Source organism: Neobacillus sp. DZ-9 (genome assembly GCF_059587065.1).
In genome coordinates this window covers 233,257-256,724 of sequence record NZ_JCAIOL010000007.1, presented here as the reverse complement: position 1 = coordinate 256,724, position 23,468 = coordinate 233,257, and the positions used below count along the sequence as shown (strand labels likewise).

At 42.1% G+C, this 23,468-nt stretch carries 20 protein-coding genes; 16 read left to right on the top strand and 4 right to left on the bottom strand.

Features of this window, described 5'->3' with window-relative positions; all coding sequences use genetic code 11:
* Nucleotides 1-45 precede the first annotated feature (45 nt).
* A complete protein-coding gene (locus tag AC59HZ_RS20690) occupies nt 46-1,623 on the top strand; it encodes a glutamate synthase-related protein (protein WP_496547668.1) in 1,578 nt (525 codons plus the stop codon).
* Nucleotides 1,624-1,711: 88 nt separating this feature from the next.
* Nucleotides 1,712-2,665, top strand: a complete 954-nt coding sequence (locus AC59HZ_RS20685) for a phosphotransferase (protein ID WP_496547667.1) — start codon at nt 1,712-1,714, stop codon at nt 2,663-2,665.
* A 23-nt stretch (nt 2,666-2,688) separates the two neighbouring features.
* On the opposite strand, the gene pepT is transcribed toward AC59HZ_RS20685, so the two are convergent.
* Complete coding sequence (pepT, locus tag AC59HZ_RS20680; RefSeq protein ID WP_496547666.1) at nt 2,689-3,921, bottom strand: peptidase T; 1,233 nt, start codon at nt 3,919-3,921, stop codon at nt 2,689-2,691.
* A gap of 381 nt (nt 3,922-4,302) precedes the next feature.
* The gene (locus AC59HZ_RS20675; RefSeq protein WP_496547665.1) at nt 4,303-4,743 is read right to left on the bottom strand and encodes a nuclease-related domain-containing protein; all 441 of its coding nucleotides are present in this window, start codon (nt 4,741-4,743) and stop codon (nt 4,303-4,305) included.
* 267 nt (nt 4,744-5,010) lie between these two features.
* Between AC59HZ_RS20675 and AC59HZ_RS20670 the strand changes: the two genes are divergently transcribed.
* The 4 genes from AC59HZ_RS20670 to AC59HZ_RS20655 are packed head-to-tail and all read left to right on the top strand — an operon-like array spanning nt 5,011 to nt 8,155.
* Nucleotides 5,011-5,634 (top strand): TetR/AcrR family transcriptional regulator, encoded by a 624-nt coding sequence (locus AC59HZ_RS20670; RefSeq protein WP_496547664.1) that lies wholly within the window; start codon nt 5,011-5,013, stop codon nt 5,632-5,634.
* 15 nt (nt 5,635-5,649) lie between these two features.
* Complete coding sequence (locus tag AC59HZ_RS20665) at nt 5,650-6,534, top strand: ABC transporter ATP-binding protein (protein WP_496547663.1); 885 nt, start codon at nt 5,650-5,652, stop codon at nt 6,532-6,534.
* Between the two features lie 6 nt (nt 6,535-6,540).
* On the top strand, nt 6,541-7,338 hold the full coding sequence (locus AC59HZ_RS20660) for an ABC transporter permease subunit (RefSeq protein ID WP_496547662.1): 798 nt from the start codon (nt 6,541-6,543) through the stop codon (nt 7,336-7,338).
* A gap of 19 nt (nt 7,339-7,357) precedes the next feature.
* Nucleotides 7,358-8,155 carry an ABC transporter permease subunit gene (locus AC59HZ_RS20655; protein ID WP_496547661.1) on the top strand — a complete coding sequence of 266 codons (798 nt, stop codon included), beginning with the start codon at nt 7,358-7,360 and terminating at the stop codon, nt 8,153-8,155.
* A 22-nt stretch (nt 8,156-8,177) separates the two neighbouring features.
* Here AC59HZ_RS20655 and AC59HZ_RS20650 read toward each other — a convergent pair whose 3' ends face one another.
* Nucleotides 8,178-8,876 carry a hypothetical protein gene (locus tag AC59HZ_RS20650; RefSeq protein WP_496547660.1) on the bottom strand — a complete coding sequence of 233 codons (699 nt, stop codon included), beginning with the start codon at nt 8,874-8,876 and terminating at the stop codon, nt 8,178-8,180.
* Nucleotides 8,877-9,024: 148 nt separating this feature from the next.
* Here AC59HZ_RS20650 and AC59HZ_RS20645 point away from each other — a divergent pair, with 148 nt between their 5' ends.
* The 5 genes from AC59HZ_RS20645 to AC59HZ_RS20625 all read left to right on the top strand — a co-directional run bounded on the left by AC59HZ_RS20645 (nt 9,025) and on the right by AC59HZ_RS20625 (nt 15,708).
* Complete coding sequence (locus AC59HZ_RS20645) at nt 9,025-9,759, top strand: gluconate 2-dehydrogenase subunit 3 family protein (protein WP_496547659.1); 735 nt, start codon at nt 9,025-9,027, stop codon at nt 9,757-9,759.
* A gap of 25 nt (nt 9,760-9,784) precedes the next feature.
* Nucleotides 9,785-11,500: a GMC family oxidoreductase gene (locus AC59HZ_RS20640; protein WP_496547658.1), complete on the top strand. Its 1,716-nt coding sequence runs from the start codon at nt 9,785-9,787 to the stop codon at nt 11,498-11,500.
* A gap of 68 nt (nt 11,501-11,568) precedes the next feature.
* Entirely contained in the window at nt 11,569-11,916 is a 348-nt protein-coding gene (locus AC59HZ_RS20635; protein WP_496547657.1) for an ASCH domain-containing protein, read from the top strand.
* Between the two features lie 215 nt (nt 11,917-12,131).
* Entirely contained in the window at nt 12,132-13,859 is a 1,728-nt protein-coding gene (locus tag AC59HZ_RS20630) for an ABC transporter ATP-binding protein (RefSeq protein ID WP_496547656.1), read from the top strand.
* A 1-nt stretch (nt 13,860) separates the two neighbouring features.
* Nucleotides 13,861-15,708 (top strand): ABC transporter ATP-binding protein, encoded by a 1,848-nt coding sequence (locus AC59HZ_RS20625; protein WP_496547655.1) that lies wholly within the window; start codon nt 13,861-13,863, stop codon nt 15,706-15,708.
* Nucleotides 15,709-15,748: 40 nt separating this feature from the next.
* On the opposite strand, the gene AC59HZ_RS20620 is transcribed toward AC59HZ_RS20625, so the two are convergent.
* The gene (locus tag AC59HZ_RS20620) at nt 15,749-17,500 is read right to left on the bottom strand and encodes a metallophosphoesterase (RefSeq protein ID WP_496547654.1); all 1,752 of its coding nucleotides are present in this window, start codon (nt 17,498-17,500) and stop codon (nt 15,749-15,751) included.
* Between the two features lie 158 nt (nt 17,501-17,658).
* On the opposite strand from AC59HZ_RS20620, the gene AC59HZ_RS20615 reads away from it, so the two are divergent.
* The 5 genes from AC59HZ_RS20615 to AC59HZ_RS20595 all read left to right on the top strand — a co-directional run bounded on the left by AC59HZ_RS20615 (nt 17,659) and on the right by AC59HZ_RS20595 (nt 23,465).
* Complete coding sequence (locus AC59HZ_RS20615) at nt 17,659-18,321, top strand: hypothetical protein (RefSeq protein WP_496547653.1); 663 nt, start codon at nt 17,659-17,661, stop codon at nt 18,319-18,321.
* A 135-nt stretch (nt 18,322-18,456) separates the two neighbouring features.
* The gene (locus AC59HZ_RS20610) at nt 18,457-19,557 is read left to right on the top strand and encodes an N-acetylmuramoyl-L-alanine amidase family protein (RefSeq protein WP_496547652.1); all 1,101 of its coding nucleotides are present in this window, start codon (nt 18,457-18,459) and stop codon (nt 19,555-19,557) included.
* 183 nt (nt 19,558-19,740) lie between these two features.
* Entirely contained in the window at nt 19,741-20,943 is a 1,203-nt protein-coding gene (locus AC59HZ_RS20605) for an MFS transporter (RefSeq protein ID WP_496547651.1), read from the top strand.
* A gap of 319 nt (nt 20,944-21,262) precedes the next feature.
* Complete coding sequence (locus AC59HZ_RS20600) at nt 21,263-22,438, top strand: ABC transporter substrate-binding protein (protein WP_496547650.1); 1,176 nt, start codon at nt 21,263-21,265, stop codon at nt 22,436-22,438.
* Between the two features lie 148 nt (nt 22,439-22,586).
* Nucleotides 22,587-23,465, top strand: coding sequence for a branched-chain amino acid ABC transporter permease (locus AC59HZ_RS20595; RefSeq protein WP_430063939.1), 879 nt, complete (start codon nt 22,587-22,589; stop codon nt 23,463-23,465).
* The last annotated feature ends 3 nt before the right edge of the window (nt 23,466-23,468 follow it).

Below are 23,468 nucleotides of genomic sequence, written 5' to 3'. Positions count from 1 at the left end.
TTTAATCACCGTACATAAATATTAAAGAATGGAGGAGGAGTTTGAATGGTATTAACGATTCTAATCATTCTTTTGTTTGTATTTATCGGCGGTCCGCTTTGCTTTTTCCTCTGGCTGCGTAACTTGGCAAAAAAGCCGCAGCATTCCATTATCAGGTCCTATCCCTATTTTGGCTGGTTCCGTTATATTCTCGAAATGATGGGACCTAAGTTGCGGCAATATTGGTTTGACAGTGATAATGGGACGGGACCGTTTTCCCGCACCGATTATTTAGGGATTGTTTTTTCTGCTAAATATCGCAGCGATCTGTTGAGCTTTGGCTCAAAGCGGGATTTTGAGCAGCCCGGTTACTTTATCGCAAACGAGTTATTTCCGCTCTTAAATGATGAATTAAAGGTTGATAATCAGGAAAAGGTCCATGCCATGAAATATAAAATAGACCATGAGGGATTGTTTACCCGACGAGAGCACCTTGAAGAGGAAGAGGTTACTCGCTGGCTTTTTCATGACGAAGATACGATTGTCGTGGGTCCGAAGCGGAGGAAACCCTGGAGGCTTCGCGGTCCTTTTGGTGCCTCCGCAACCTCCTATGGTTCTGTAGGTGAAAATTATATTCTTTCAACGGGGCATGGCAGCAAGATGGCTGGCGGTTCATGGATCAATACCGGTGAGGGAGGTGTGGCACCAGAGCATCTTGAAAGCGGTGCCGATGTCGTTTCTCAAATTGGTCCTGGTTTATTTGGATATCGTGATGATGAGGGCGGCTTTTCACTAGAAGAATTCAAATTGAAGGCTGCAGAACCAATGATTAAAGCTTTTGAGCTTAAGTTCGGCCAAGGTGCAAAAATCCGCGGCGGCCATCTAGAGGGTGCAAAGGTCACAGCAAAGGTTGCTCGAATTAGAAAGGTCCGGGAAGGTCAAACGATCAATTCACCGAATCGCTTTTCCTTTTTGCAAAATGCAGTGGGAGCGTTACAATTTATCAAAACACTGCAAGAAGAAGGCGGAAAACCAGTTGGAATGAAAATCGTTGTTGGGCATCACTCGAAACTGGATGAATTGTTCGAAACGATGAATCGACTGCAGATTTACCCTGATTTTATTACGGTTGATGGTGGTGAAGGCGGTACGGGTGCGACCTTTAAATCGATGGCAGACTCGATGGGGCTCCCCCTTTATCCTGCTTTGATTGCAGTCGTCGATACAGCTTGTAAGTATGGGGTCCGCCATAAATTTAAGATTTTTGCGTCAGGGAAATTGATTTCGGCAGATAAAATAGCGATTGCATTGGGAATAGGTGCTGATGCGGTGAACTCAGCCCGCGGCTTTATGATTGCGAACGGCTGCATCATGGCCCTGCAGTGTCATACCGGTAAATGTCCGGCAGGCGTGACGACAACAGATCCGAAACATCAGGAAGCATTGGTGCCAGAAGAAAAGAAGTGGCGTGTGATGAACTATATTATTAATGTCCGACAAGGACTGTTTGCCTTAGCAGCCGCATGCGGCATTGATACTCCAAGGAAATTTACCCGTGACCATATTGTTTTTAAAGCTAGTGATGGTCAGGTGAAGAGGTTGTCTGAGCTTTTTCCTGTGCCTGAATCGGAAAACTTGCGATGATTTAGAGTTAGCATTATATTCATAGTGGAAACGTTTTCTATAAAAGTAAATCTATTATCCTATTAAGCTAGAATAGGTGGTGGGACCTTTGGGGCTGCCTAATAATATTGTTCTCGAAAACGGTATGTTAAATGAAAAGTTAATTATGAAAAGGGAAATTCTTTATAAGGGCATGAACGGCAGGCTTGTCGAACGATTCTATTTGTCTGGGGCAGAAAGCTATATTTTTAAGCCACTTACCAATAACGATCAATTAGGGAAGGAAGCATGGATCCATGAGCAGGTGCTCCCCCATTTCCCTGCTATTTTTCCTAGAATACTCTCTTATTCGGAAAGTGATAATCCGGAATTGAGCTGGATGATTCTAGAGGACCTCGGTCAGCTTTCGCACGATTTTAATGAGGAGACGGTCATGGGCGTGGTCAAGTGGGTGGCTTGGTGGCATTCCCTCCCAGTGAAAAAACTGGGAAATCTTCCGGTTAAAGGGTTGAAGCCGCTGATTGGTGAAATAATTGTTGATATTTGTGATAGGAAAGCTATGTTTCTTCAGTTATTGCCGGACTTGCAAATTGAAGAAAAGCTCATAGAGAAAATCTATTTGCTTTTGGAGAGTGTGGATTTTTCTATGCAGCTGGTTTTATCACATGGGGATTTACATGTCGGAAACTATGCTTTCGTGGAAAATAAAATGATGATTTTGGATTGGGAGCATACCCACCTAAATACGCCATACTGGGATTTATATCATGTTTTGGATATGTCTCATCCCCTTTTCCCAAGGTCGATTACGAGTGAATTTCGCGAAATGATTTTAAAATCGTATCTTAGCCAAGTGGAATTAGAGATTAATGACGATGATTTTATGAAGGAGTATTATTTATTCGCGGCGGCTTTTTCCATTTGGATGCTCCTGCTGATCGAAAAGGACTTACTGAATAACGGCGGCAAGTGGTCGGTTGAACAGCTGATTACGCAGCGGGAAGAGACAGCTTGCAGTCTACGGCAGTGTGCGGCTTCCTTCTTTTTAAAGGAAAAAAGCTAACCATATAGGTTAGCTTTTTTTGATTAAGCTTTTTGCTCGGTAAGTTTGATGATTTCAATTACTGTGTTGGTGGCTTTGATCATGTTATCAACGGAAATAAATTCAAATTTGCCGTGGAAGTTTTCACCGCCAGTAAAAATATTCGGCGTTGGCAGTCCCATATAAGACAACTGGGAGCCGTCGGTGCCGCCGCGGATTGGTTTCGTGATCGGTGTGATGTCCAGATTCAGCATTGCCTGGTGAGCGATGTCGACGATTTCTTTCACTGGCTCGATTTTCTCTCCCATGTTGTAATACTGGTCTTTTAAATCTAGCTGAATGGAGTCTGTGCCGTATTTTCCTTGTAGGTCAGCAACAATTTTTTCCATTGTAGCTTTTCTTTCGTTGAATTTTGCCTTGTCATGATCTCTGATAATATAGTTAAGCTTCGTTTGCTCAACTTCGCCATTAAAAGAGATTAGGTGATAGAAGCCTTCGTATCCCTCGGTATGCTCTGGGGCTTCTTGTGCTGGAAGTTTACTATGTAATTCCATGGCAATTTTCATGGAGTTGACCATTTTGTCCTTGGCTGAGCCAGGGTGAATATTCGTTCCTTTGACAGTAATTTTAGCGGCCGCAGCATTGAAGCTTTCGAACTCCAGCTCCCCTAGCGGACCGCCGTCAACAGTATAAGCGTAGCTGGCATTGAAGGCCGCAACGTCAAACTTATGAGGCCCTCTGCCAATCTCTTCATCCGGTGTGAACGCAACGCGGACCTTACCGTGCTTGATTTCCGGATGCTTAATTAAGTATGCCATTGCCGTCATAATTTCAGTGACGCCCGCTTTATTGTCCGCCCCGAGGAGAGTCGTGCCGTCGGTCGTGATTAAGGTGTGGCCCTTATAGTCTTGCAGGCTCGGGAAGTCTTTTGGTGACATGATTACTTTTAGTGCGTCGTTGAGAACGATTTCTTGTCCGTCATAGTTTTCCACGATTTGTGGGTTAACGTTTTTACCAGTAAAATCTGTTGCGGTATCGACATGGGCAAGGAAGCCGATGGTTGGTACTTGCTTTTCTGTGTTGGATGGCAGGGTCGCCATTAGGTAGCCATTCTCATCAAGTGTGATTTCTTCCATCCCAATTGCTTTTAATTCGTCCTCGAGCATGCGAAGCAGTGTCCATTGACCTTCTGTTGATGGACAAGTTTCGCTGTTTTCATCAGATTGAGTGTCAACTTTTACGTAGGAAGTAAATCTTTCAATCAATTCGTTTCTCACTATTGCTACACTCCCTTTATAGGTTTTTGTACATGAATATCATATCATTTTGTGGGAGCGGTTTCACATTTTAAGGGGAGTGTCATCGAATTATCGGATGGCGTGCCCCAATCAGCGGATAGGGCGAGTCAATTGGCGGATAGCGCCCTCCAATCATCAAAAAGCAAATTCAATTATCGGATAGCGTGCTCATTCCAAACCTACCGCATGTCACACATCTTACCCCTGGCCTGAAATCCCTAAAAGGTATCGAAAAACTCTCACTTATTGGTTTGGGAATAAATCGTTGATGACTGTTGAGAAGTTCATTAGAAAGCCAATTGGAGGTGTCTATATCTAACTGTTTGCCTTGTGGTGGGATGCTTCGAATATAGGATGGAATCAAATTGGGGAATATATCTTTGTTTTCGCAGGAGGAACTGCCACAATTTGCTTCGGATACGCCAATACAACCGCCCCATAAATGGGGAGATTGATGCCGCGGTGTCTCAGCCAGGCACCCAACAAATCTCGGTTCCGCTCTAATTGGGCTACAGGGCTTTCATAACCATCCATATGCCCATCTTCTCTGGTCCTAATCAATTGAGGAGGATTATCCTTAAACTCCAAAACGCCTGTAATATTTTTAACTTCTAAAGCCAAGCCATACCAGGGAGACATAAAATAGTTGTCCATTTGAAATTGCTCATTAGATTTGGGAGATAAATCGTGGAAAATGCGGTGATCAAATGGAAATGAATGTTTTTGGAAAATCTCAGCAACTCTTTTCCCCCCTCCAATCCCGGCCTCGACCGAAGATTGTTTGGCAGCCAAAATAGGCATACAAGGATGGCCGCTGGATAACCGATATTGCGCAGCAATTAATCCTTCTAACTTTAATGATGGACCTCTATTTTTTAGATTAATGATGATCCACCTCCTTCACCATGCATGTTAGCACATCCGGATAAGCCATATTATAAAGCGCAATAAACATTCAAATTTTTGTAAAAAATAAGGCTTGTCTCCCTATTGACCACAGGAGTCAATGGGATTATAATGATGCCATTGACCTGTGTGGTCAATGAAAACAAAAGGAGGGCTGGCACAGTGTTTTCAAAGTTTCTCAGCCTAGAAAAGGAAAAACAAGATCGAATCATCAATGCTGCCATAAAGGAATTTGCCCAGAAAGGATATGATAATGCCTCGACAAATGAAATCGTGAAAGAGGCAGGTATTTCAAAGGGGCTGTTATTTCATTATTTCGGCAATAAAAAGCAGATGTATTTCTTTTTATTTGACTATTGCACCAATCTCATAACCGACGAATATTACCAAAAAGTAAGTTTTAAAGAAACCGACTTTTTTACAAGGATCCGGCAGGCGGTTATCGTCAAAATGGAAATGCTGGGCACCCACCCGGATATATTTAAGTTTATTCAAGAGGTATTTTTGGAGGACTCTCCAGAAATAAAAGTGGAGTTTGATAAGAAAAAGCAGGAAATGACCCATATCAATATGGAGAAGTTTTATGAGGGCATTGATTATTCCAAATTTAGAGAAGATGTCGACCTCAAAAAAATCTTAAAAATCATTACTTGGACCTTTGAAAAATTGAGTGATGAAGTCCTAAATCAAGCAAAAATGTCACCTAACCATGAAATTGATTATCAAAAAATCCTGGATGAAACGGAAGAATATTTTAAAGTGTTAACCAGATGTTTTTATAAATAAAGGGGGCTACTAACGATGAATGTGATTGAAATTAATAATCTAACAAAGACCTATGGTAAAGCAAGAGGAATCACCAACATCAGCTTCAATGTCGAAGGAGGTGAAATCTTTGGATTCATCGGGCCCAATGGTGCCGGTAAGTCCACCACCATCCGAACCCTGCTGTCGCTTATCTACCCAACAAGCGGCAGCGCGAGCATTTTTGGCAAGGATTGCATCCAGTTTGCCCCGGAAATAAAAAGAGAAATTGGCTACCTGCCGTCGGAAGTTTTTTACTATGACAATATGAAAGTGAAAGATTTATTAAAATACTCAGCTAGTTTTTATAAAAAGGATTGCAGTAAGAGAATCAAAGAATTGGCGGAAATCATGGACCTCGATCTTAATAAAAAGATTGATGACCTTTCATTAGGAAACAAAAAGAAGGTCGGAATCGTGCAGGGTCTGCTTCATGAACCAAAGCTCATTATCCTGGATGAACCAACAAGCGGCCTCGACCCGCTGATGCAGCAAAAATTCTTTGAACTCCTCGAGGAAGAAAATAAAAAAGGAGCGACGATTCTCTTTTCATCGCATATCCTCAGCGAAGTTCAGCGCCTTTGCAACCGAGTGGCCATCATTAAAGAGGGCAAGATTGTTACCGTTGAAAAGATTAGTACCTTAAAAGAAAACAACTATAAAAAGTTCAAGATTGAGACCAAATCGCCAATCAACCAGAATTATTTCCAAATGAACGGCGTGAATAATTTAGCCGTTGATGGCAGGATTGCCAGCTTCCTATTCCGAGGAGATATCAATGCCATCATGAAGAAAATCGCGGAAATAGAAATTGCGAATCTATGGATTGAAGAACCAGACCTTGAGGAGATCTTTATGCACTACTATGAAAAGGAGGCCTAAGAAACTATGAATATCTTTTTACATGAGTTGAAGGCTTATCGGAAGTCGACCATTATCTGGTCGATCTCGTTAGTGTTAATTATCGCTCTGTTTATGTCGTTGTATTCTTCCATTGCCAAGGATGCAGAGGGTTTTTTAAAGATATTGGAAAATTACCCAGAGGCGATTAGAAATGCAATCGGATTTAATCAAGGAAACTTCTTTACGATATTAGGTTTCTACAGCTTTCCATTATCGTTTATCACTCTGTGCGCCGGCATCCAGGCAATGAATCTCGGCACTTCTATTGTCAGCAAGGAAGTACGTGAAAAAACAGCTGATTTTCTGTTAACAAAGCCTGTGACTCGCAGCCAAATACTCACAGCCAAGTTAATGGGGGCATTCGGGTCCCTGGTCATCACCAATATAATTTATTTTGCTGGAGCAAGTATCCTGGCCTTCCAAGTGAAAACAGCTGATTTTAGCATGAAAATTTTCTTTTTGCTTTCGCTGACGGTTTTTTTCATTCAACTGATTTTCCTCGCTTTAGGGATCATCATTTCCGTGATTGTTCCGAAAATCAAATCGGTGCTGACCGTCTCGCTTGCCACTGTATTTGCCTTCTATTTTCTGGGGATATTTAGTGACACCACCGGGGAAGAAGTAAAACGTTATATTTCGCCATTCAAATATTTTGACACTGCCTATATTATCAAACACTCAGGCTATGAAGCATCCTTTTTGATAGCCGGCGCTGTCATTGTCCTTCTAGCCATTATGGCTAGCTATGTTGTTTATTCTAAAAAGGATATTCATGCCGTTTAAAAATGGAGGTGTTTCCAAGGTGAATATATATGTAAAAGAGTTGAAGTCACACCGAAAATCAATTATCTTTTGGAGCATTGGAGTCTTCCTGATGGTGGTTTCAGGCATGACAAAATATGACGCTTATTCTTCATCAGGGCAATCGATCAATGATTTGCTTAAAGATATGCCAAAATCACTGCGGGCTGTTTTCGGCATGAGTGATTTAGATTTATCAACGGTTAGCGGTTATTATGGAATGCTGTTTATCTATTTGTTATTAATGGCAACCATTCATGCGGCGATGCTGGGGGCAACGATTATTGCCAAAGAAGAGCGAGACAAGACCTCTGAGTTTTTGTTCGTCAAACCAGTATCTAGAATTACCGTCATTACGGCAAAATTATTAGCAGCATTAACGAATATCATCATTTTCAATCTGGCAACCTGGATCTCGTCCATTGCTCTTATCGCGAAATACAATGAGGGTGAAGCGGTGAATGGGGATATCGCCCTTTTAATGGCTGGAATGTTCATTTTACAGCTGCTGTTTATGGTCATCGGCAGTACCCTCGCTGCGGTCAAAAAGAGGCCTAAGACGGCTGCATCATTAGCAACTGGCATACTTTTATTAACGTATATGTTGTCGATTTCGATCGATTTAAATGAGAATATTGAGAGTTTAAAATATTTGACTCCCTTTAAATATTTTGAAGCTAAAAATGTCATGTTTGGCGGCGGCCTCGATCCAGTCTTTATTGTGCTTTCAGTTGTATTAATCGCCGTACTCTCCATTGTTACGTATGTTTTTTATAAAAAAAGGGATTTAAATGTGTAAAAGACCGGGAGCTCTCCCGGTCTTATTTTTCGTTCGCCATTTTTACAAGGGTAATAATATCACTTGAAAGCTTGCTGTAAGACGGGGCTGGCGCTTTAATATTGGCTTTGATCCCATCGATGAGCGGCAAAGCTTTTGGATTAGTGATCGTTAGGATCTGAACTTGGCCGTTGAAGGCTTTTGTCATGATTTCCTTGGCCCGATCTAAATTGTCATCGGTATTCAGCTTTGTCTTGTCTACCCCATCTAAATTTCCTTTGCCGGAAAGGCCATTCGTATTTGTTAACACTTTTGACTGCATTTCATCATAACGGGTAGAGGTTGTTTCTTGATTAGCTCTTGCGAGGATAATGGTGTCATCAAGGACGAACACCTTAATGCCTGGAACCCCCTCCCCTGCCAGTCTTGACTCTAAGTGAGATGAAATTCCCCCGTCATGTAAACTGGAACTCCCAATTAAGCTATAGACATTGCTGCCCAGCCCGCTTGTTGCTTGAGTTGTTTTCTTCTTGGAGCGGTCCACACTCGGAATCACATTTATACTATTATGATTGCCGTGGACGACTCCATTTCCCTTGTTGTTCAGGGACTGTTGATGCAGATCATGATTGATGGCCGCATCTGCCTCATGCGCTTTTAGATCTTGTTGACCAGAACAACCGCCTAGTAGCAGAAGGGTCCCGATTAAAGGTGCACAGCAAATTTTCAAATTCTTCTTCATTACCTTCGTCGCCTCCTTATTTAAAAATAAATTTCCCTTTTCCTTTTCTGCGTATGAATGGTTTATTTTGGGAACATTATCAAACAGAAGGCAGAAAACTGCCAAAGTATACAGTTTTTTTATTCATTTTCCTCTGGAGGTGTTTGGAATGACAGAAGAAAAAAAGGAACAACCGGATTTATTATCAAGGAGAAAATTTATTCGTAATACGGGCTACACAGTTGGAGGTCTTGCCGTTGGCGGTGTTTTAGGGAGCATCCTCCCGCTCGGGACGGCAAAGAAACATAAAGAGGAAACAGCCCAGAATTTTAATCGAGCACTCATGTATTTTACCCCTGAACAATATCGGATTGTTGAAGCAGCAACTGAGCGAATTTATCCGAAGGATGATCATGGACCGGGTGCCAAAGAATTGGGGGTTGCCTTTTTTATTGATCACCAATTAGCAGGCGACTGGGGCTTTAACTCCCGGGAGTATATGCAGGCGCCCTTTTTTAAAGGGGAAAAGGTTCAAGGCTTCCAAGGCCGGTTAAAACGGAGAGATATTTTTGACATTGCCTTACGCGAACTGAATAACCATAGCCAATCTGTTTATAAGAAGGACTTTATCGATTTAAAGGGCGACGAGAAGGACGCAATTTTGAAAGACTTTGAGGAAGACAAAGTGAATATTACCACAATTTCACCGAGTGGTTTTTTCAATATGCTGAGGAGTTCAACCTTAGAAGGTGTTTATAGTGACCCGCTTTATGGCGGCAATAAAAATATGGATGGCTGGAAAATGCGCAAGTATCCAGGAAGTCAAATGGCTTATGCTTCGGTGATTGAGAAGGATTTTAAGAAAATTAAACCACAAAGTCTGCAAAACCATATGGGCAAGTAGAAATTTTTAAAAAGAAGGTGAAAACATGGCGAGAAAATTACCGAAAGTAGATGTTGTCATCGTTGGGGTTGGCTGGGCTGGAGGAATTATTGCCTCAGAACTAACGAAAAAAGGGTTAAAGGTAGTCGGCTTAGAAAGGGGAAAGGAACGGAAAACTGAAGATTATTATATGGTCCATGATGAGCTGAGATATGCATTACGCTATGACCTGATGCAAGATTTAGCGAAAGAAACGATCACTTTCCGCGGCAATGAGAAAATCCGTGCCCTGCCAATGCGACAGTACGGTTCATTTCTGTTTGGTGACGGTTTAGGCGGATCAGGTGTCCATTGGAATGGGCATACATTTAGGTTTCTTCCATATGATTTTGAAATCCACAGCAAAACGATTGAAAAGTATGGAAAAAATAAAATCCCGGCGGAAATGTCCCTTCAGGATTGGGGCATTACATATGACGAGCTTGAACCATATTTTGATCGCTTTGAAAAAACTTGCGGGATTTCCGGTGAAGAAAATCCACTTGGGGGGAAAAGGTCTGATAAATATCCTACCCCGCCAATGAAAAAATCGCCACCGATTAAAATGTTTGAAAAAGCGGCGAAAAAAATGAACCTGCATCCCTATATGCTGCCATCTGCCAATTTATCGGAGTCGTATAAAAACCCGGATGGAATCCAGCGGGCAGCCTGTCAATACTGCGGCTATTGCGAACGGTTTGGCTGTGAGTATGGGGCAAAGGCAGATCCTGTTGTAACAGTGCTTCCAGTAGCACTGAAATCAGGGGATTTTGAAATCAGAACTCATTCCAACGTAAGAAGAATATTAAAAACAGGAAACAAGGCGACGGGAGTTATGTATATAGACACGACAACCGGAGAGGAAATTGAACAGCCTGCCGATATTGTTGTGGTGACAAGCTATGTTTTCAATAACGTCCGTTTGTTATTGATGTCGGATATCGGAAGACCGTATGATCCGGCGTCCGGAAGAGGCGTCATCGGTAAAAACTATGCTTACCAAGTCATGAAAGGAAATGCCGTTGGCTTTTTTAATGATAAAGAATTTAATACGTATGCCGGGGCTGGTGCGCTTGGTATCCTGCTGGATGATTTCAATGGGGATAATTTTGATCACTCCAATCTAAAATTTATCCATGGCGGCGGGATTTCATTGACGCAAACGGGCTACAGGCCGATTCAAAACAATCCTGTTCCAAAAGGGACGCCGATGTGGGGGAAAGAATTTAAGAAGCAGTCGTTAAAATATGCAAACAGTGTATTAACCGTTGGGGCCCAAGGGTCATCCATGCCATTTAAGCACCACTTTCTTGACCTTGATCCTACCTACAAGGATGCTTTTGGCGACCCGCTAATTCGGATCACTTTTGATTTTGAAGAACAGGACCGTCAGCTCGCAGTGTATCTTGCCAGTAAATGTGCAGATATCGTAAAGGAAATGGGTGCGGACCATATCGATGCATTGAAGGAGTTAGGACCGTACGATATTAGCACCTATCAATCGACACATAATACAGGCGGGGTGATTATGGGATCAGACCCGTCAACCTCTGCGGTCAATAATTATTCGCAAATGCATGATTACGATAATTTATTCGTTGTGGGTGCATCCGCTTTTGCGCATAACTCTGGCTATAATCCGACGGGAACAGTCGGGGCCATGTCCTACCGTGCAGCCGAAGGGATCCTGAAATACCACGATAAAGGTGGAAAGTTGGGTTAGAAAGCGTTTAAAACGATACCTACCATGATAATATGGTAAAATAAACAAATTAAAGGAGGAGAAACTCTATGACTACTCAAAATGAAAACCAGGCCTTACCGCCAAAAACATGTTCTGTTGAACGACTTGTAACATTGGAAGAGGATGTGAAGAAAGTCCTATCCGGAGAAAAAACAGCCACACGCCGGAATGGCCGTTACGCTGATCCAGGCGAAATCATGACACTCGATGGCCGGAAGTTCGTTGTGGATAAGGTTTATTCACAAAGCTTAGGTGAGCTGACAGATGATGATGCCCGCCGCGAGGGCTTCCAAACAGTAGAGGAATACAAGCAATCGATTCTTTCCATTCACCCTGGCATGCCATGGCTCCCGCAAATGCGCGTCTGGGTTCATGAATTCAGTCCGGTTGAATAGTAAAGCGCAATGATAATATTCCAACACTGTTGATTGGAGCGGAAATCAACAGAAATGTCTCAGAGCTTTTTATTAAAAATGGTCCATTCGAAATGATGGGCCATTTTTTAATGGAATTTTAATCATTTCGGCAGTCGTAAAAATTTGTTTAAACCTTGAACACAAAATTATAATAGTCTTATCAAAAGATTTCCGATTAACCCGGGGTGAATAGCATGAAGTTTTTTAAAAAATACATCAACAAGTATTGGAAGTCTTTTAGCCTGGCTGTATTATTCCTCACCTTCGAGGCGATTAGTGATTTAATGCAGCCTACAATCATGGCTAAAGTCATCGATAAAGGTGTAGCGGAAAAGGACCTTCATTATGTATTAAAAATGGGGGGCGTCATGCTCCTGATTACGGCCTGTGGAGCAGTTGCGGCTTCATCAAGGAGCATCATCGCCAGTATTGTTTCGCAAAATTTTGGGACGGAACTCAGGTCCGATTTGTTTAAAAAGATCCAAACACTTTCGTTTAAACATATTGATAGGTTTGACCGCGCGTCGTTAATTACACGGCTCACCAATGATGTAACCCAGGTGCAGGTCTTCGTTAACGGCTTGATGCGGATTTTTGTTAAGGCCCCGCTGCTTGCCATTGGCGGCCTGATCATGGCGACGCGCCTTAACCTTCACCTTGCGGTCGTCCTCGCAGTCGTTGTGCCGATTGTGGCCATCCTCATTATTTTCAATATGAAAATAGGATTTCCGCTTTTCGCCAAGGTGCAAAAAGCGCTCGACAGGGTCAACGCTGTAATGCGGGAGTATTTATCGGGGGTACGTGTTGTCAAAGCTTTTAATCGCTTTGATGTGGAGATCGGAAAATTTACGAAGGCGAATGAGCATTTCCGCGATCAATCAATTACTGCTAGCCGTTTGATGGCGACCTTCAGCCCGGCGATCATGCTGACCGTGAATCTGGGGATCGTCGTCGTGCTTTGGCTCGGCGGTTTAGGGGTGAATAAAGGGAATATCGAGGTCGGCCACATTATTGCCTTTACCAACTATATGACGCAAATCTTATTTTCTTTAATGATGATCTCGATGGTTTTTAATATGTTTGTCAGAGCGAGGGCTTCTACCAGCAGAATTGGTGAGGTCTTTATGCTTGAGGATCCTTCCGTTATGGAAACAGAAGCCGCGCCAAAACAAGGAGAAAAGGGCAGCATTGAATTTGAGAATGTCTCTTTTACCTATGAGACCGCATCGGGCCAGCCCATCTTAAAAAATATAAATCTGACCATTTTACCCGGCGAAACAGTCGGTATTATCGGCTCAACTGGTTCGGGGAAAAGTACGCTCGTTGGGCTCATTCCCCGATTTTACGATGTCACAAACGGTACGATTAAAGTGGATGGAGAAGATATTAGCCAGGTAAATCCCAAAAAACTAAGGGAGAAAATTGCGATTGTCCCGCAAAAGAATATTTTGTTCACGGGAAGTATTGTGGAAAATCTTCGCTGGGGAAAAGAAGATGCTTCTAATGAGGAAATGGAGGACGCGGCAAATATCGCTGGTGCACACGACTTTATCTCAGCCTCTCCTGAAGGCTACAACACAAAAATTGGCCAGGGAGGCGTTAATTTTTCTGGCGGGCAGAAGCAGCGGATTTCAATTGCCCGGGCATTGGTGAAAAAACCGGAAATTTTAATCTTGGATGACAGTACAAGTGCAGTCGATGTGGCAACCGAGGCTAAAATTAAGGAAGGCTTGAAAAAGTATGCCAAGGGCCTTACGTGCCTCCTGATTGCCCAGCGGATCACCTCGATTATGGATGCCGATAAAATCGTTGTCCTTGACCACGGAGAAATCGTTGGGGTCGGCAATCATCATGAATTAATGAAAGATTGTAAGGTTTATCAGGAAATTTACCACTCGCAAATGGGCAAGGAGGTATCATAAAATGTCAAACCAGCAAACAAGCAGTCCACCTGCCCCTCCCCCATTACGGCCAGGTGGTGCCCAGCGATTAAGGGGCCCGGTGGTAAAGCCGAAGAACTTTAAAGGAACACTAAAACGGCTGTGGGATTACTTCGGCAAAGAACGGAAAATGCTGACCATCATCTTTATCTTTATTCTAGTCGACGCTGCCCTCATGCTGGCAGCTCCGTTCCTGATTGGGAAATCCATCGATGCTATGACTCTCAAACAGGGCAAGGTAGATTTCAATGTTCTCGAAATGATGATTATGGTTTTAATAGCTGCTTATATAGCGGATGCCTTCCTCACCTTTTTGCAGGGATGGCTGATGGCCGGCGTAGCGCAGCGAATAGTCAAAAGCTTAAGGGAGTCTATTTTTAAAAAATTGCAAAAGCTGCCCGTTTCCTTTTTTGATTCACGCACCCATGGCGAGCTGATGAGCAGGCTTTCCAACGATGTCGATAATGTCAGCAATACCATTTCCCAATCGACAACCCAATTAATGTCCGGGGTAATTGTCATTGCCGGGTCGTTAATTATGATGCTGGTGTTAAGCCCATTGTTAACATTGGCAAGCCTGATTACCGTGCCGCTTGTATTTTTGCTGACTAGGACGATTGCGAAGAGAACAAGCGTCATGTTTAAAAATCAACAAATCCAGCTGGGCCAATTAAACGGCCATATTGAGGAATCGATTTCTGGGATTGAAGTGGTTAAAGCCTTTAATCATGAGGAAAAGGTAATTGAGGAGTTTAGTACGGTCAATGAGAACTTGCGTGAGGTCGGCCTTAAGGCGCAAATTTGGTCAGGGTTCCTGATGCCGATTATGAATGTTATCAATAATCTTGGCTTTGCGGTCATCGCCGTGGTCGGCGGGATACTTGCCGTGAAAAGCCTGATTACCGTTGGGGCTATTGCCAGCTTTATCACCTATTCGCGACAATTTGTCAGGCCGCTAAATGATTTGGCTAACATTTTTAATATCCTTCAATCGGGCGTCGCCGGGGCGGAGCGGGTTTTTGAAATTATTGATGAGCAGGAAGAACCCGCTGATCCGAAAGATGCCGCTGCCTTGATAAATCCAAAAGGCCTTGTTGTGTTTGAAAATGTCAGCTTTGGTTACAGGGCGGATGTCCCGATTCTAAAGAATGTCAGCTTTGAAGCAGAGGTAGGCAGCAGTACGGCCTTGGTGGGGCCAACCGGTGCCGGAAAAACGACGATTGTGAATCTGCTGACAAGATTTTATGATGTGACGAGCGGAAGAATTCTGCTCGATGGCCGTGATATTCGAGAGTACACAAGGGACAGCCTGCGAAGCTGCTTCGGCTTTGTCTTGCAGGATACGTATTTGTTTTCCGGAACCATTAAGGAGAATATTAAGTATGGGAAGCCGGAAGCAACGGATGAAGAAGTCGAACAAGCAGCAAGGATGGCAAATGCCGATGCGTTCATTAAACGGCTGCCCCGTCAATATGACACCGTGCTTTCTGAAAATGGAGGAAACCTAAGCCAGGGTCAGCGCCAGCTGTTAGCAATCGCCAGGGTCATCTTAGCGAAACCCTCGCTGCTTATTTTAGACGAGGCCACGAGCAGCATTGATACGAGAACGGAGCTCCATATTCAAGCCGCACTGCTGACTTTGATGAAGGACCGGACCTGCTTTATCATCGCTCACCGTTTAAATACGATTCGCGATGCCGATACGATCATGGTCATTGACCAAGGGCAGATTATCGAAAAAGGAAACCATGATGCCCTAATGGAGAAACAAGGGCGATATTACCAGATGTTTTTCAATCAATTTAAAAATGTGGAAGGTGCACTGGATTAAGTGAACATGAAAAGCCCCCGCTGCAGGCAGGGGCTTTTCATTATGCTTTTAGTTGTCCATTCGATAAAAAGTAATACCATTTTCCATTGATGAATTGCCAATTGGTCACCATTACACCATCTGACTTAAGGTAATACCATTGGTTCGCCAGCGGCAGCCAGCCGGTGCGCATAACACCCTTTTCGTCCAAGTAATACCAATTTTTTTGCGTGGAAATCCAGCCTGTTTTCATGACTCCATGTGAATCGAGGTAGTACCATTTGCTGCCGGTAAACAGCCAGCCGGTGTGCATCGAACCGTTAGAATCAAGAAAATACCACGATGTCCCTTCCTTCATCCATCCTGTCATCATTTCACCTTTTTCAGTGAAGAAGTACCACTTTCCATTTATGTAATTCCAGCCTGTCTGCATCGCTCCTGAGGGATTAAAGAAGTACCATTTGCTATTTAATTGCAGCCAACCCGTTTGTTTTACCCCATCCTTATTAAAGAAATACCAATTGTTGCTGGACTGGTACCAGCCGGTGACGCTTTGGGTCGTGAAGGTGATTTTAAGTGGATTGTCGCTGACATGATCATAAGCATCTACTGCAAAAACTTCATAGGTATAGGTGGTGTTCGGGAATAAATTATTGACGGATAGGGACAGGGTTTCCTCCGGCTCCCAATAACGTGAATAAATCGTCTTTACTAACTGGCCATCTTTTTTAATGACATACCTGTCAACCACCGTATCATCATTCCCGCGGTCCCACGTAAATGCAGCATCTGTCTTGCCGATCGTGCTTATACCTGTTTTGGCCGATGCAGGAAAGTAAGGCTTCGATGCATCTTTCGTTGTTTCTTTAAAAGGGATGGGGATGGTTTCCGTTCGAATCCACGTTCCATCACTGAATTCCCGTGCCTTAAATTCAACACGGTCATCGTAAACATTAATAACGTAGCCTTGAGAGAGTGTTGGAACCGAGCCGCCATCGTACCAAGTACTTTCAATCGAACTTGTATTGACCATGGTAAACCCATCCTGGTAAATGCTTTTCGGATGATTTAATAGATAGTGAGTATGGCCTGAAATTAAGATGGCTTGCGGGTACTTTTTTAAAATAGCTAACAATCTTTGGTTATCAAATCCGGCATTCCAGCGGTCGCTTCCATAGACAGTATTGGCGATCGGCTGATGTAAGAGGATAAATATTGGTTTATTGCTGGAGGCATTGATAGGCAGTGTTTGCTCCAGCCATTGGTACTGATCCTCTGAAATATAGGCCCAATCACGAGCCCCCGGATTACTGCTTTCATAAGGGGTTAACGATTTAGGCGATAGCTCTCCTCCCAAGGATATGAAATGGTAGCCTTTGATCCATTTATCAAAATAAACCTTGGTGATTGGATCGCCATTGTATTTCATGAACCTGGCTTTTAGCTCGTCATCGGTCGCAGGAGAAGTGGGATCGACAACTGTTTCGCGATATTCATGGTTCCCAATGGATATAATCGATTCTGCCAGTGGGTTTTTATAGGTTTTGAGAATGTTTGTAAAGGTTTGATATTCCTCTTCATACCCTGAATCCGTAAAATCTCCGACAACGGCAATCGCGTCATATCTTGGGGCAATCCTATTCAGGTCATTTAAGGCACTCTCAAACTTATTACTCGGCCTGTCCTTGTTAATATGTACATCGCTCATGACTGACAATTGGAGATTGGGCTGTGAAAAAGCGGCTGCCGGCTTGGGTGTTAAAAAAAGGCCTGTGATTATGATTGTAGATAGGAAAATGGATACTTTTTTCATTAGGTGCCCTCATTTCTTACTCATTACTCTATTTCTATTAAAAACCATTTTTGTAGTAGTTTACTAGTCAATTTATCCTAATTATATAAAATATTATTGAAAAATACCAAAATATGATAATATTATAGGTAAATTTGTCGAAATAAAGGTGATCGAAAGTGAAGAAATGGACAATTTTTTTAAGCATCATCGTTGTCATATTAGCAGTGGGGGCAGGATCGCTTTATTATTACCTCAATATTAAAGAATATAAGACGGCGGATTCAAAAGTAGATAATATTGTGAAAACTGATTTTAACATCAAATTACCTGAAGTGAACGCGCCGCAGAAAGAATCTCCTGCAAATGCAAAGGGCCAGGAAATAAGTAAGTCGGTAAAAAATGTTTCGTATAGTTCAACAAACGAAACGCATGAGGCTGCTAATTCAGGTGCAGAAACGAAGACTCCTGCAGCTAATACAAAGCCGACTGCCGCTAGCATTATCGCAAAGTATCAACCAGCCTTTCAGGATCTCGAAGGACAAGCGGACAGTAAGCTTAATAACTTATTATCATATGCCATGAGTGAATATCAAGAAAAAAAGGCCAATGGTGAGGATATTTCTTATTTCTATTTTTATTCAAAATATAATGGTGCTGCCAAAAGACTAGAAGCTAGTACAGACACTTCATTTAACTATATTTATAATGCCCTAGTAAAAGAACTGGGAAATTCAGGGTACAGTGCTGATGAAGCGAAGCCGATTAAGAATCATTATGTAAGTCTGAAAAAGCAGAAGCGGTCCGCGTTAATGGATAAAGCTGTCGGCGCTTTAAAATAATGTATAGGTAAAATGTATTATTTTGTTGTAGAAAATGGTAGATTTATGTAAAATAAGACTATTGCTTCTTATAGTAAACTAGCGTTCTAGTTTATAGATTCAGAGGTTTAGTAAATAACAACTAGGAGGATTATTGTGAAAAGAATTATTGCATTATCTAGCTTTTTATTCCTTTTACTGATGACAGTGCTACCTGCTGGCGTTTCACATGCGGCAAGTAATCCAGCTGTTAAGTTAACTGGAATTACCTTCGTTTTAGCGAACGGAGAAAAAATCAATGCGGTTGGCGATAACAACAACAACTTCACGTTAAATTTAGTTGGCGGACATGATGTAGGAGACAAAATTGTAAAGGAAATTGATATCACTTCTGATACAGCAGTTACCCTTTCAACACTTCCTTCTGGTTTTGACTACAGTAAAGTTTCTCCATTAACAAAAGACGAATTTGATATTCAATTTGTTAATGGTGTGGCTGTTTTAGATCCACAGAAGGCAGCAAACTGGTCCAATAGAATTGATCAATTAATGGGCGGTACAGTAGATCCAGTTGAGGAAACTCCAGACCAATTGTTCACTGTTGATGAGTTGAAAACGGATATCTTCCCAATGCTTTCTGACCTATACGCTAATCTTTTAGGTATAAATGTTGAGTCAAAGACCCAATATCTGTTCCCAGGACATTTGACAGATAAAGATGGAAATGAATCTTCTGCTTCTTTAAAAGTTTTCACAAAAGGTTGGAAACCGGATGCTAAAGGTTGGAAAGTTTATGATGAGTTTGGCGATTATTTAACTGGCTGGTACCTTGAAAATGGAAAATGGTACTACTTAAATCCTAAGAATGTAGGTTATATGGTAACTGGCTGGTTTAAAGTGAATGGCAAGTGGTATTACTTTAATCCTGCGGGTGACATGAAAACTGGCTGGTTCAAAGATAAAGGCAAGTGGTACTACCTTGATTCTGTAAACGGCGATATGTCAATCGGATGGGATAAAATTGGCGGCAAATGGTACTATTTTGATGCTAATGGTGTAATGAAGACTGGCTGGATTCAATTATCTAAAAAGTGGTACTATTTAGATTCAGTTAATGGCGATATGGCAGTGGGCTGGAAGAAAATAAACAACAAGTGGTACTATTTTAATCCTACAACTGGCGTAATGGTAACAGGTAAAGTAAAAATCGTCAGCAAATGGTATACTTTTGCTAGCGACGGACACTGGTTATATTAATTATTAGTAAGAGAGGATGCAAGTTAGCATCCTCTCTTTTTCATGGCATTCTTGAAAAAGTAGTGACAACTGTAAAGACACTTGCTAGAATATCTATGTTTAGTAGCGTTTATTCCTTTTCTAAAATAAAGAGAAAGAATTGGGGAATAATGTTAATGAGTGCTACAGCATAGGGGGATTTTAATGGACAAAAAGGAAATATCAGGCCGTAAGTTGCTTGGCATTGCCGGGATGGGCTGGATGTTTGATGCCATGGATGTCGGAATGCTCTCCTTCATCATTGCGGCTTTAAAAGTAGAATGGAATCTAACCCCGGGGCAGATGGGCTGGATTGGCAGCATCAATTCTATTGGGATGGCTGTCGGTGCCCTCATTTTTGGCTTAATGGCTGACCGTATCGGGCGGAAAAATGTCTTTATTATTACGTTATTATTATTTTCGATTGGCAGCGGCGCCTCTGCTTTTACATCAACTTTAACTGTCTTTTTAATTTTTAGATTTTTTATTGGAATGGGCTTAGGAGGAGAGCTCCCTGTAGCTTCCACTCTCGTATCAGAAAGTGTTCCGCCGGAAAATCGCGGCCGGATTGTCGTCCTTTTAGAAAGCTTTTGGGCGGGCGGCTGGCTGATTGCAGCCTTGATTTCCTATTTTATCATTCCTAAGTTCGGCTGGCAGACGGCTTTAATCATTAGTGCCATCCCTGCCCTTTATGCCCTATACTTACGCATGGGGCTGCCGGATTCACCGCGGTTCTCAGCCATAAAGGATAAAGAGAAAATTTCTGTTTTCCAAAGTCTTGCGAAACTTTGGTCAAAAGAGCATGGACGCCAAACAGCGATGCTTTGGGTTCTGTGGTTTTGCGTCGTTTTCTCCTATTATGGGATGTTTCTCTGGCTGCCAAGCGTGATGGTAATGAAAGGCTTTAGTTTAATTAAAAGTTTTGAATATGTCCTGATCATGACGCTGGCACAATTGCCGGGTTATTTTACCGCTGCCTGGTTTATCGAAAGATTTGGCCGGAAATTTGTATTAGTTGTTTATTTAATCGGTACTGCTGCCAGCGCCTATTTCTTTGGTACGGCGGAATCAACCGCCCTTTTGATGACCGCTGGAATCCTGCTGTCCTTCTTTAATCTTGGAGCCTGGGGCGGCCTATATGCCTATACTCCTGAACAATATCCAACGATTATTCGCGGGACAGGTGCAGGTATGGCTGCTTCCTTTGGGCGGATTGGCGGAGTGCTGGGTCCATTATTAGTGGGTTATCTTGTAGCCCAAAAAATGCCGCTTCAGTCTATCTTTACGATCTTTTGTATCTCGATCATTATTGGGGCGTTAACAGTATTGATTTTTGGAAAAGAAACGAAAAACAAAGAATTGGTATAACAATTTGTTGCGAGGGATTCCCTAATTGGGGTCTCTTTTTTTTTCAATTTAAGAGGAAAGAAACATATTTAGACAAAATATTAATCTGACTATAACCCTTTTTATGGAAAAGTAAATTCTTATTCACTTTAGTTGAATAAAGCTTTAAAATGTACGAAAACCGAAGAAAATATTATTTTCAAAATTATTTTAAAATAACAGAGAAATAGACTAGACGAACTACAAAATATTAGATACAATGTTTTCAGAATATTATATGTTTTTGAAACAGTAGCACAACAAAGTTGGGAAAATTTTTAGGAAAAACAGGGGGTAAGGTATGAGAAAGAAAAAGGTAGCTGGAATTTTTATGTCGCTGATGATGGCGGCAGGCGTAATGGCAGGCTGTGGCTCTGCCAGCACGAGCGGAGATGCCGAAAAGGGAGGCACAATCAAGATCGGTGCAAACCTAGAGCTATCCGGCGGTGTAGCTTCTTATGGTCAGTCTGTTAAAGAAGGTGTTGAATTAGCATTTGAGGAAATCAACAAAAAAGGCATTGATGGCAAGAAATTGCAATTAGTGGCAGTTGATAATAAATCAGATGCTGCAGAAGCAACAAACGGTGCTATTAAGCTAGTCAGCCAAGATAAGGTATCAGCAATCATCGGTTCCGCAACAAGTACAAATACCCTAGCTCAAGTTCAAATTGCCCAAGATAACAAGGTTCCATTAATTACACCAACTGCTACTAACGCAACAATTACAAACAAAGACGGTAAGGTAAATGACTTTGTATTCCGTACTTGCTTTATCGACCCATTCCAAGGTACTGTTGCTGCAACTTTTGCACTAGACACCCTAAAGGTTAAGTCTGCAGCCGTTATTATTGACAGCTCCAGTGACTATTCAAAAGGCCTGGCTGCTTCCTTCAAAGAGAACTTTAAGAAAAATGGCGGTACTATCGTTGCAGAAGAAGCATATGTAGCGAAGGATACAGATTTTAATGCAATCCTAACAAATATTAAAGCAAAAAATCCAGAATACGTGTTCCTTCCTGGATTCTATGAAGAGGTTGGTCTGATCGTAAAACAGGCTCGTGCTCTTGGTATTAATGTTCCAATTATGGGCGGCGATGGCTGGGATTCACCTAAACTAGTAGAAATCGCTGGTGCCGATCCGCTTAAAAATACATTTATCACAAACCACTATTCTTCTGGTGATAGCGATAAGAAGGTTCAGGAATTCGTATCTGCATTTAAAGCTAAGTATGATGGTAAATCACCTGATGCCTTTGCTGCTTTAGGTTATGATACTGCTTACTTCGTTGCCGATGCCATTAAGCGTGCAGGAAGCAGCGATCCTAAGAAAGTTCAAAAAGCCCTTGAATCAACTGACGGCCTTCAACTTGTATCTGGAAACTTAAAGCTTGATAAAAACCATGATCCAATTAAAGCCGCAGTAATTCTTGAGTACGTAAACGGCCAGCAACAATTTAAGACAAAAGTAAATCCTTAAATTCTATACGGTAAAAAAAAGGAATAGGGAGTGTCAAAGCTCCCTATTCCAATTTAAAAAAAGTAAACACTTTTTTCAACGTGTTAACCATGTTAACGCCTAATTCATTAAACAAAAGTAGAAGTCCCTCCAAAGGAGTGTAGCACATATGGAAATCATACAGCAGATAGTCAACGGAGTTTCCTTAGGCAGTATTTACGCTTTAATTGCCTTAGGGTACACAATGGTATATGGTATCGTAAAATTAATTAACTTTGCCCATGGGGACGTCTTCATGGTTGGTGCATTTATCGGGTTTTATTGTATTTCTATTTTTCATTTAGGATTTTTCCCAGCATTATTGATTGCCATGGTGGCCTGTGCCATTTTCGGTGTCTTAATCGAGCGGATTGCCTATAAGCCGCTAAGAAATGCGACAAGGATTGCGGCGCTTATTACAGCGATTGGTGTATCCCTATTTATCGAATACGGAACAATCTATGCCCGTGGTGCACAGCCGGAAGCATATCCAAGCAACATCGTTCCACTAAAGAGCTTAGAGATTTTTGGTGTTAAAATCAGCGGACAATCTCTTTTAATCTTAGGTACATCTGTTTTCTTAATGATTTTACTGCAGTTTATCGTTCATAAAACCAAAATCGGAAAAGCAATGCGTGCCGTATCACACGATATGGACGCGGCAAGATTGATGGGAATCAATGTAAATAATACGATTTCTGCGACTTTTGCGATTGGTTCTGCCCTTGCTGGAGCAGCAGGCGTTATTTTCGGGATGTACTATACAAAAATCGAGCCATTAATGGGAATTATCCCAGGTCTTAAGGCTTTCGTTGCTGCTGTTTTAGGCGGAATCGGCATTATCCCTGGTGCAATGACAGGCGGTTTATTATTAGGTGTTATCGAAGCCCTAGTAAGTGCAGCCGGATATTCCTTATGGCGTGACGGAGTAGCATTTGTTGTCTTAATTCTAATTTTAATTTTCCGACCTGCAGGTTTATTTGGTAAAAATGTCAGGGAAAAAGTCTAGGGG

Bases quoted from the DNA above. Each gene is read 5' to 3' on its own strand.
- AC59HZ_RS20690 (WP_496547668.1), top strand. From the start codon at position 46: ATGGTATTAACGATTCTAATCATTCTTTTGTTTGTATTTATCGGCGGT.
- AC59HZ_RS20675 (WP_496547665.1), bottom strand. From the start codon at position 4,743: ATGCCTATTTTGGCTGCCAAACAATCTTCGGTCGAGGCCGGGATTGGA.
- AC59HZ_RS20665 (WP_496547663.1), top strand. From the start codon at position 5,650: ATGAATGTGATTGAAATTAATAATCTAACAAAGACCTATGGTAAAGCA.
- AC59HZ_RS20660 (WP_496547662.1), top strand. From the start codon at position 6,541: ATGAATATCTTTTTACATGAGTTGAAGGCTTATCGGAAGTCGACCATT.
- AC59HZ_RS20650 (WP_496547660.1), bottom strand. From the start codon at position 8,876: ATGAAGAAGAATTTGAAAATTTGCTGTGCACCTTTAATCGGGACCCTT.
- AC59HZ_RS20645 (WP_496547659.1), top strand. From the start codon at position 9,025: ATGACAGAAGAAAAAAAGGAACAACCGGATTTATTATCAAGGAGAAAA.
- AC59HZ_RS20640 (WP_496547658.1), top strand. From the start codon at position 9,785: ATGGCGAGAAAATTACCGAAAGTAGATGTTGTCATCGTTGGGGTTGGC.
- AC59HZ_RS20635 (WP_496547657.1), top strand. From the start codon at position 11,569: ATGACTACTCAAAATGAAAACCAGGCCTTACCGCCAAAAACATGTTCT.
- AC59HZ_RS20630 (WP_496547656.1), top strand. From the start codon at position 12,132: ATGAAGTTTTTTAAAAAATACATCAACAAGTATTGGAAGTCTTTTAGC.
- AC59HZ_RS20625 (WP_496547655.1), top strand. From the start codon at position 13,861: ATGTCAAACCAGCAAACAAGCAGTCCACCTGCCCCTCCCCCATTACGG.
- AC59HZ_RS20620 (WP_496547654.1), bottom strand. From the start codon at position 17,500: ATGAAAAAAGTATCCATTTTCCTATCTACAATCATAATCACAGGCCTT.
- AC59HZ_RS20605 (WP_496547651.1), top strand. From the start codon at position 19,741: ATGGACAAAAAGGAAATATCAGGCCGTAAGTTGCTTGGCATTGCCGGG.
- AC59HZ_RS20600 (WP_496547650.1), top strand. From the start codon at position 21,263: ATGAGAAAGAAAAAGGTAGCTGGAATTTTTATGTCGCTGATGATGGCG.
- AC59HZ_RS20595 (WP_430063939.1), top strand. From the start codon at position 22,587: ATGGAAATCATACAGCAGATAGTCAACGGAGTTTCCTTAGGCAGTATT.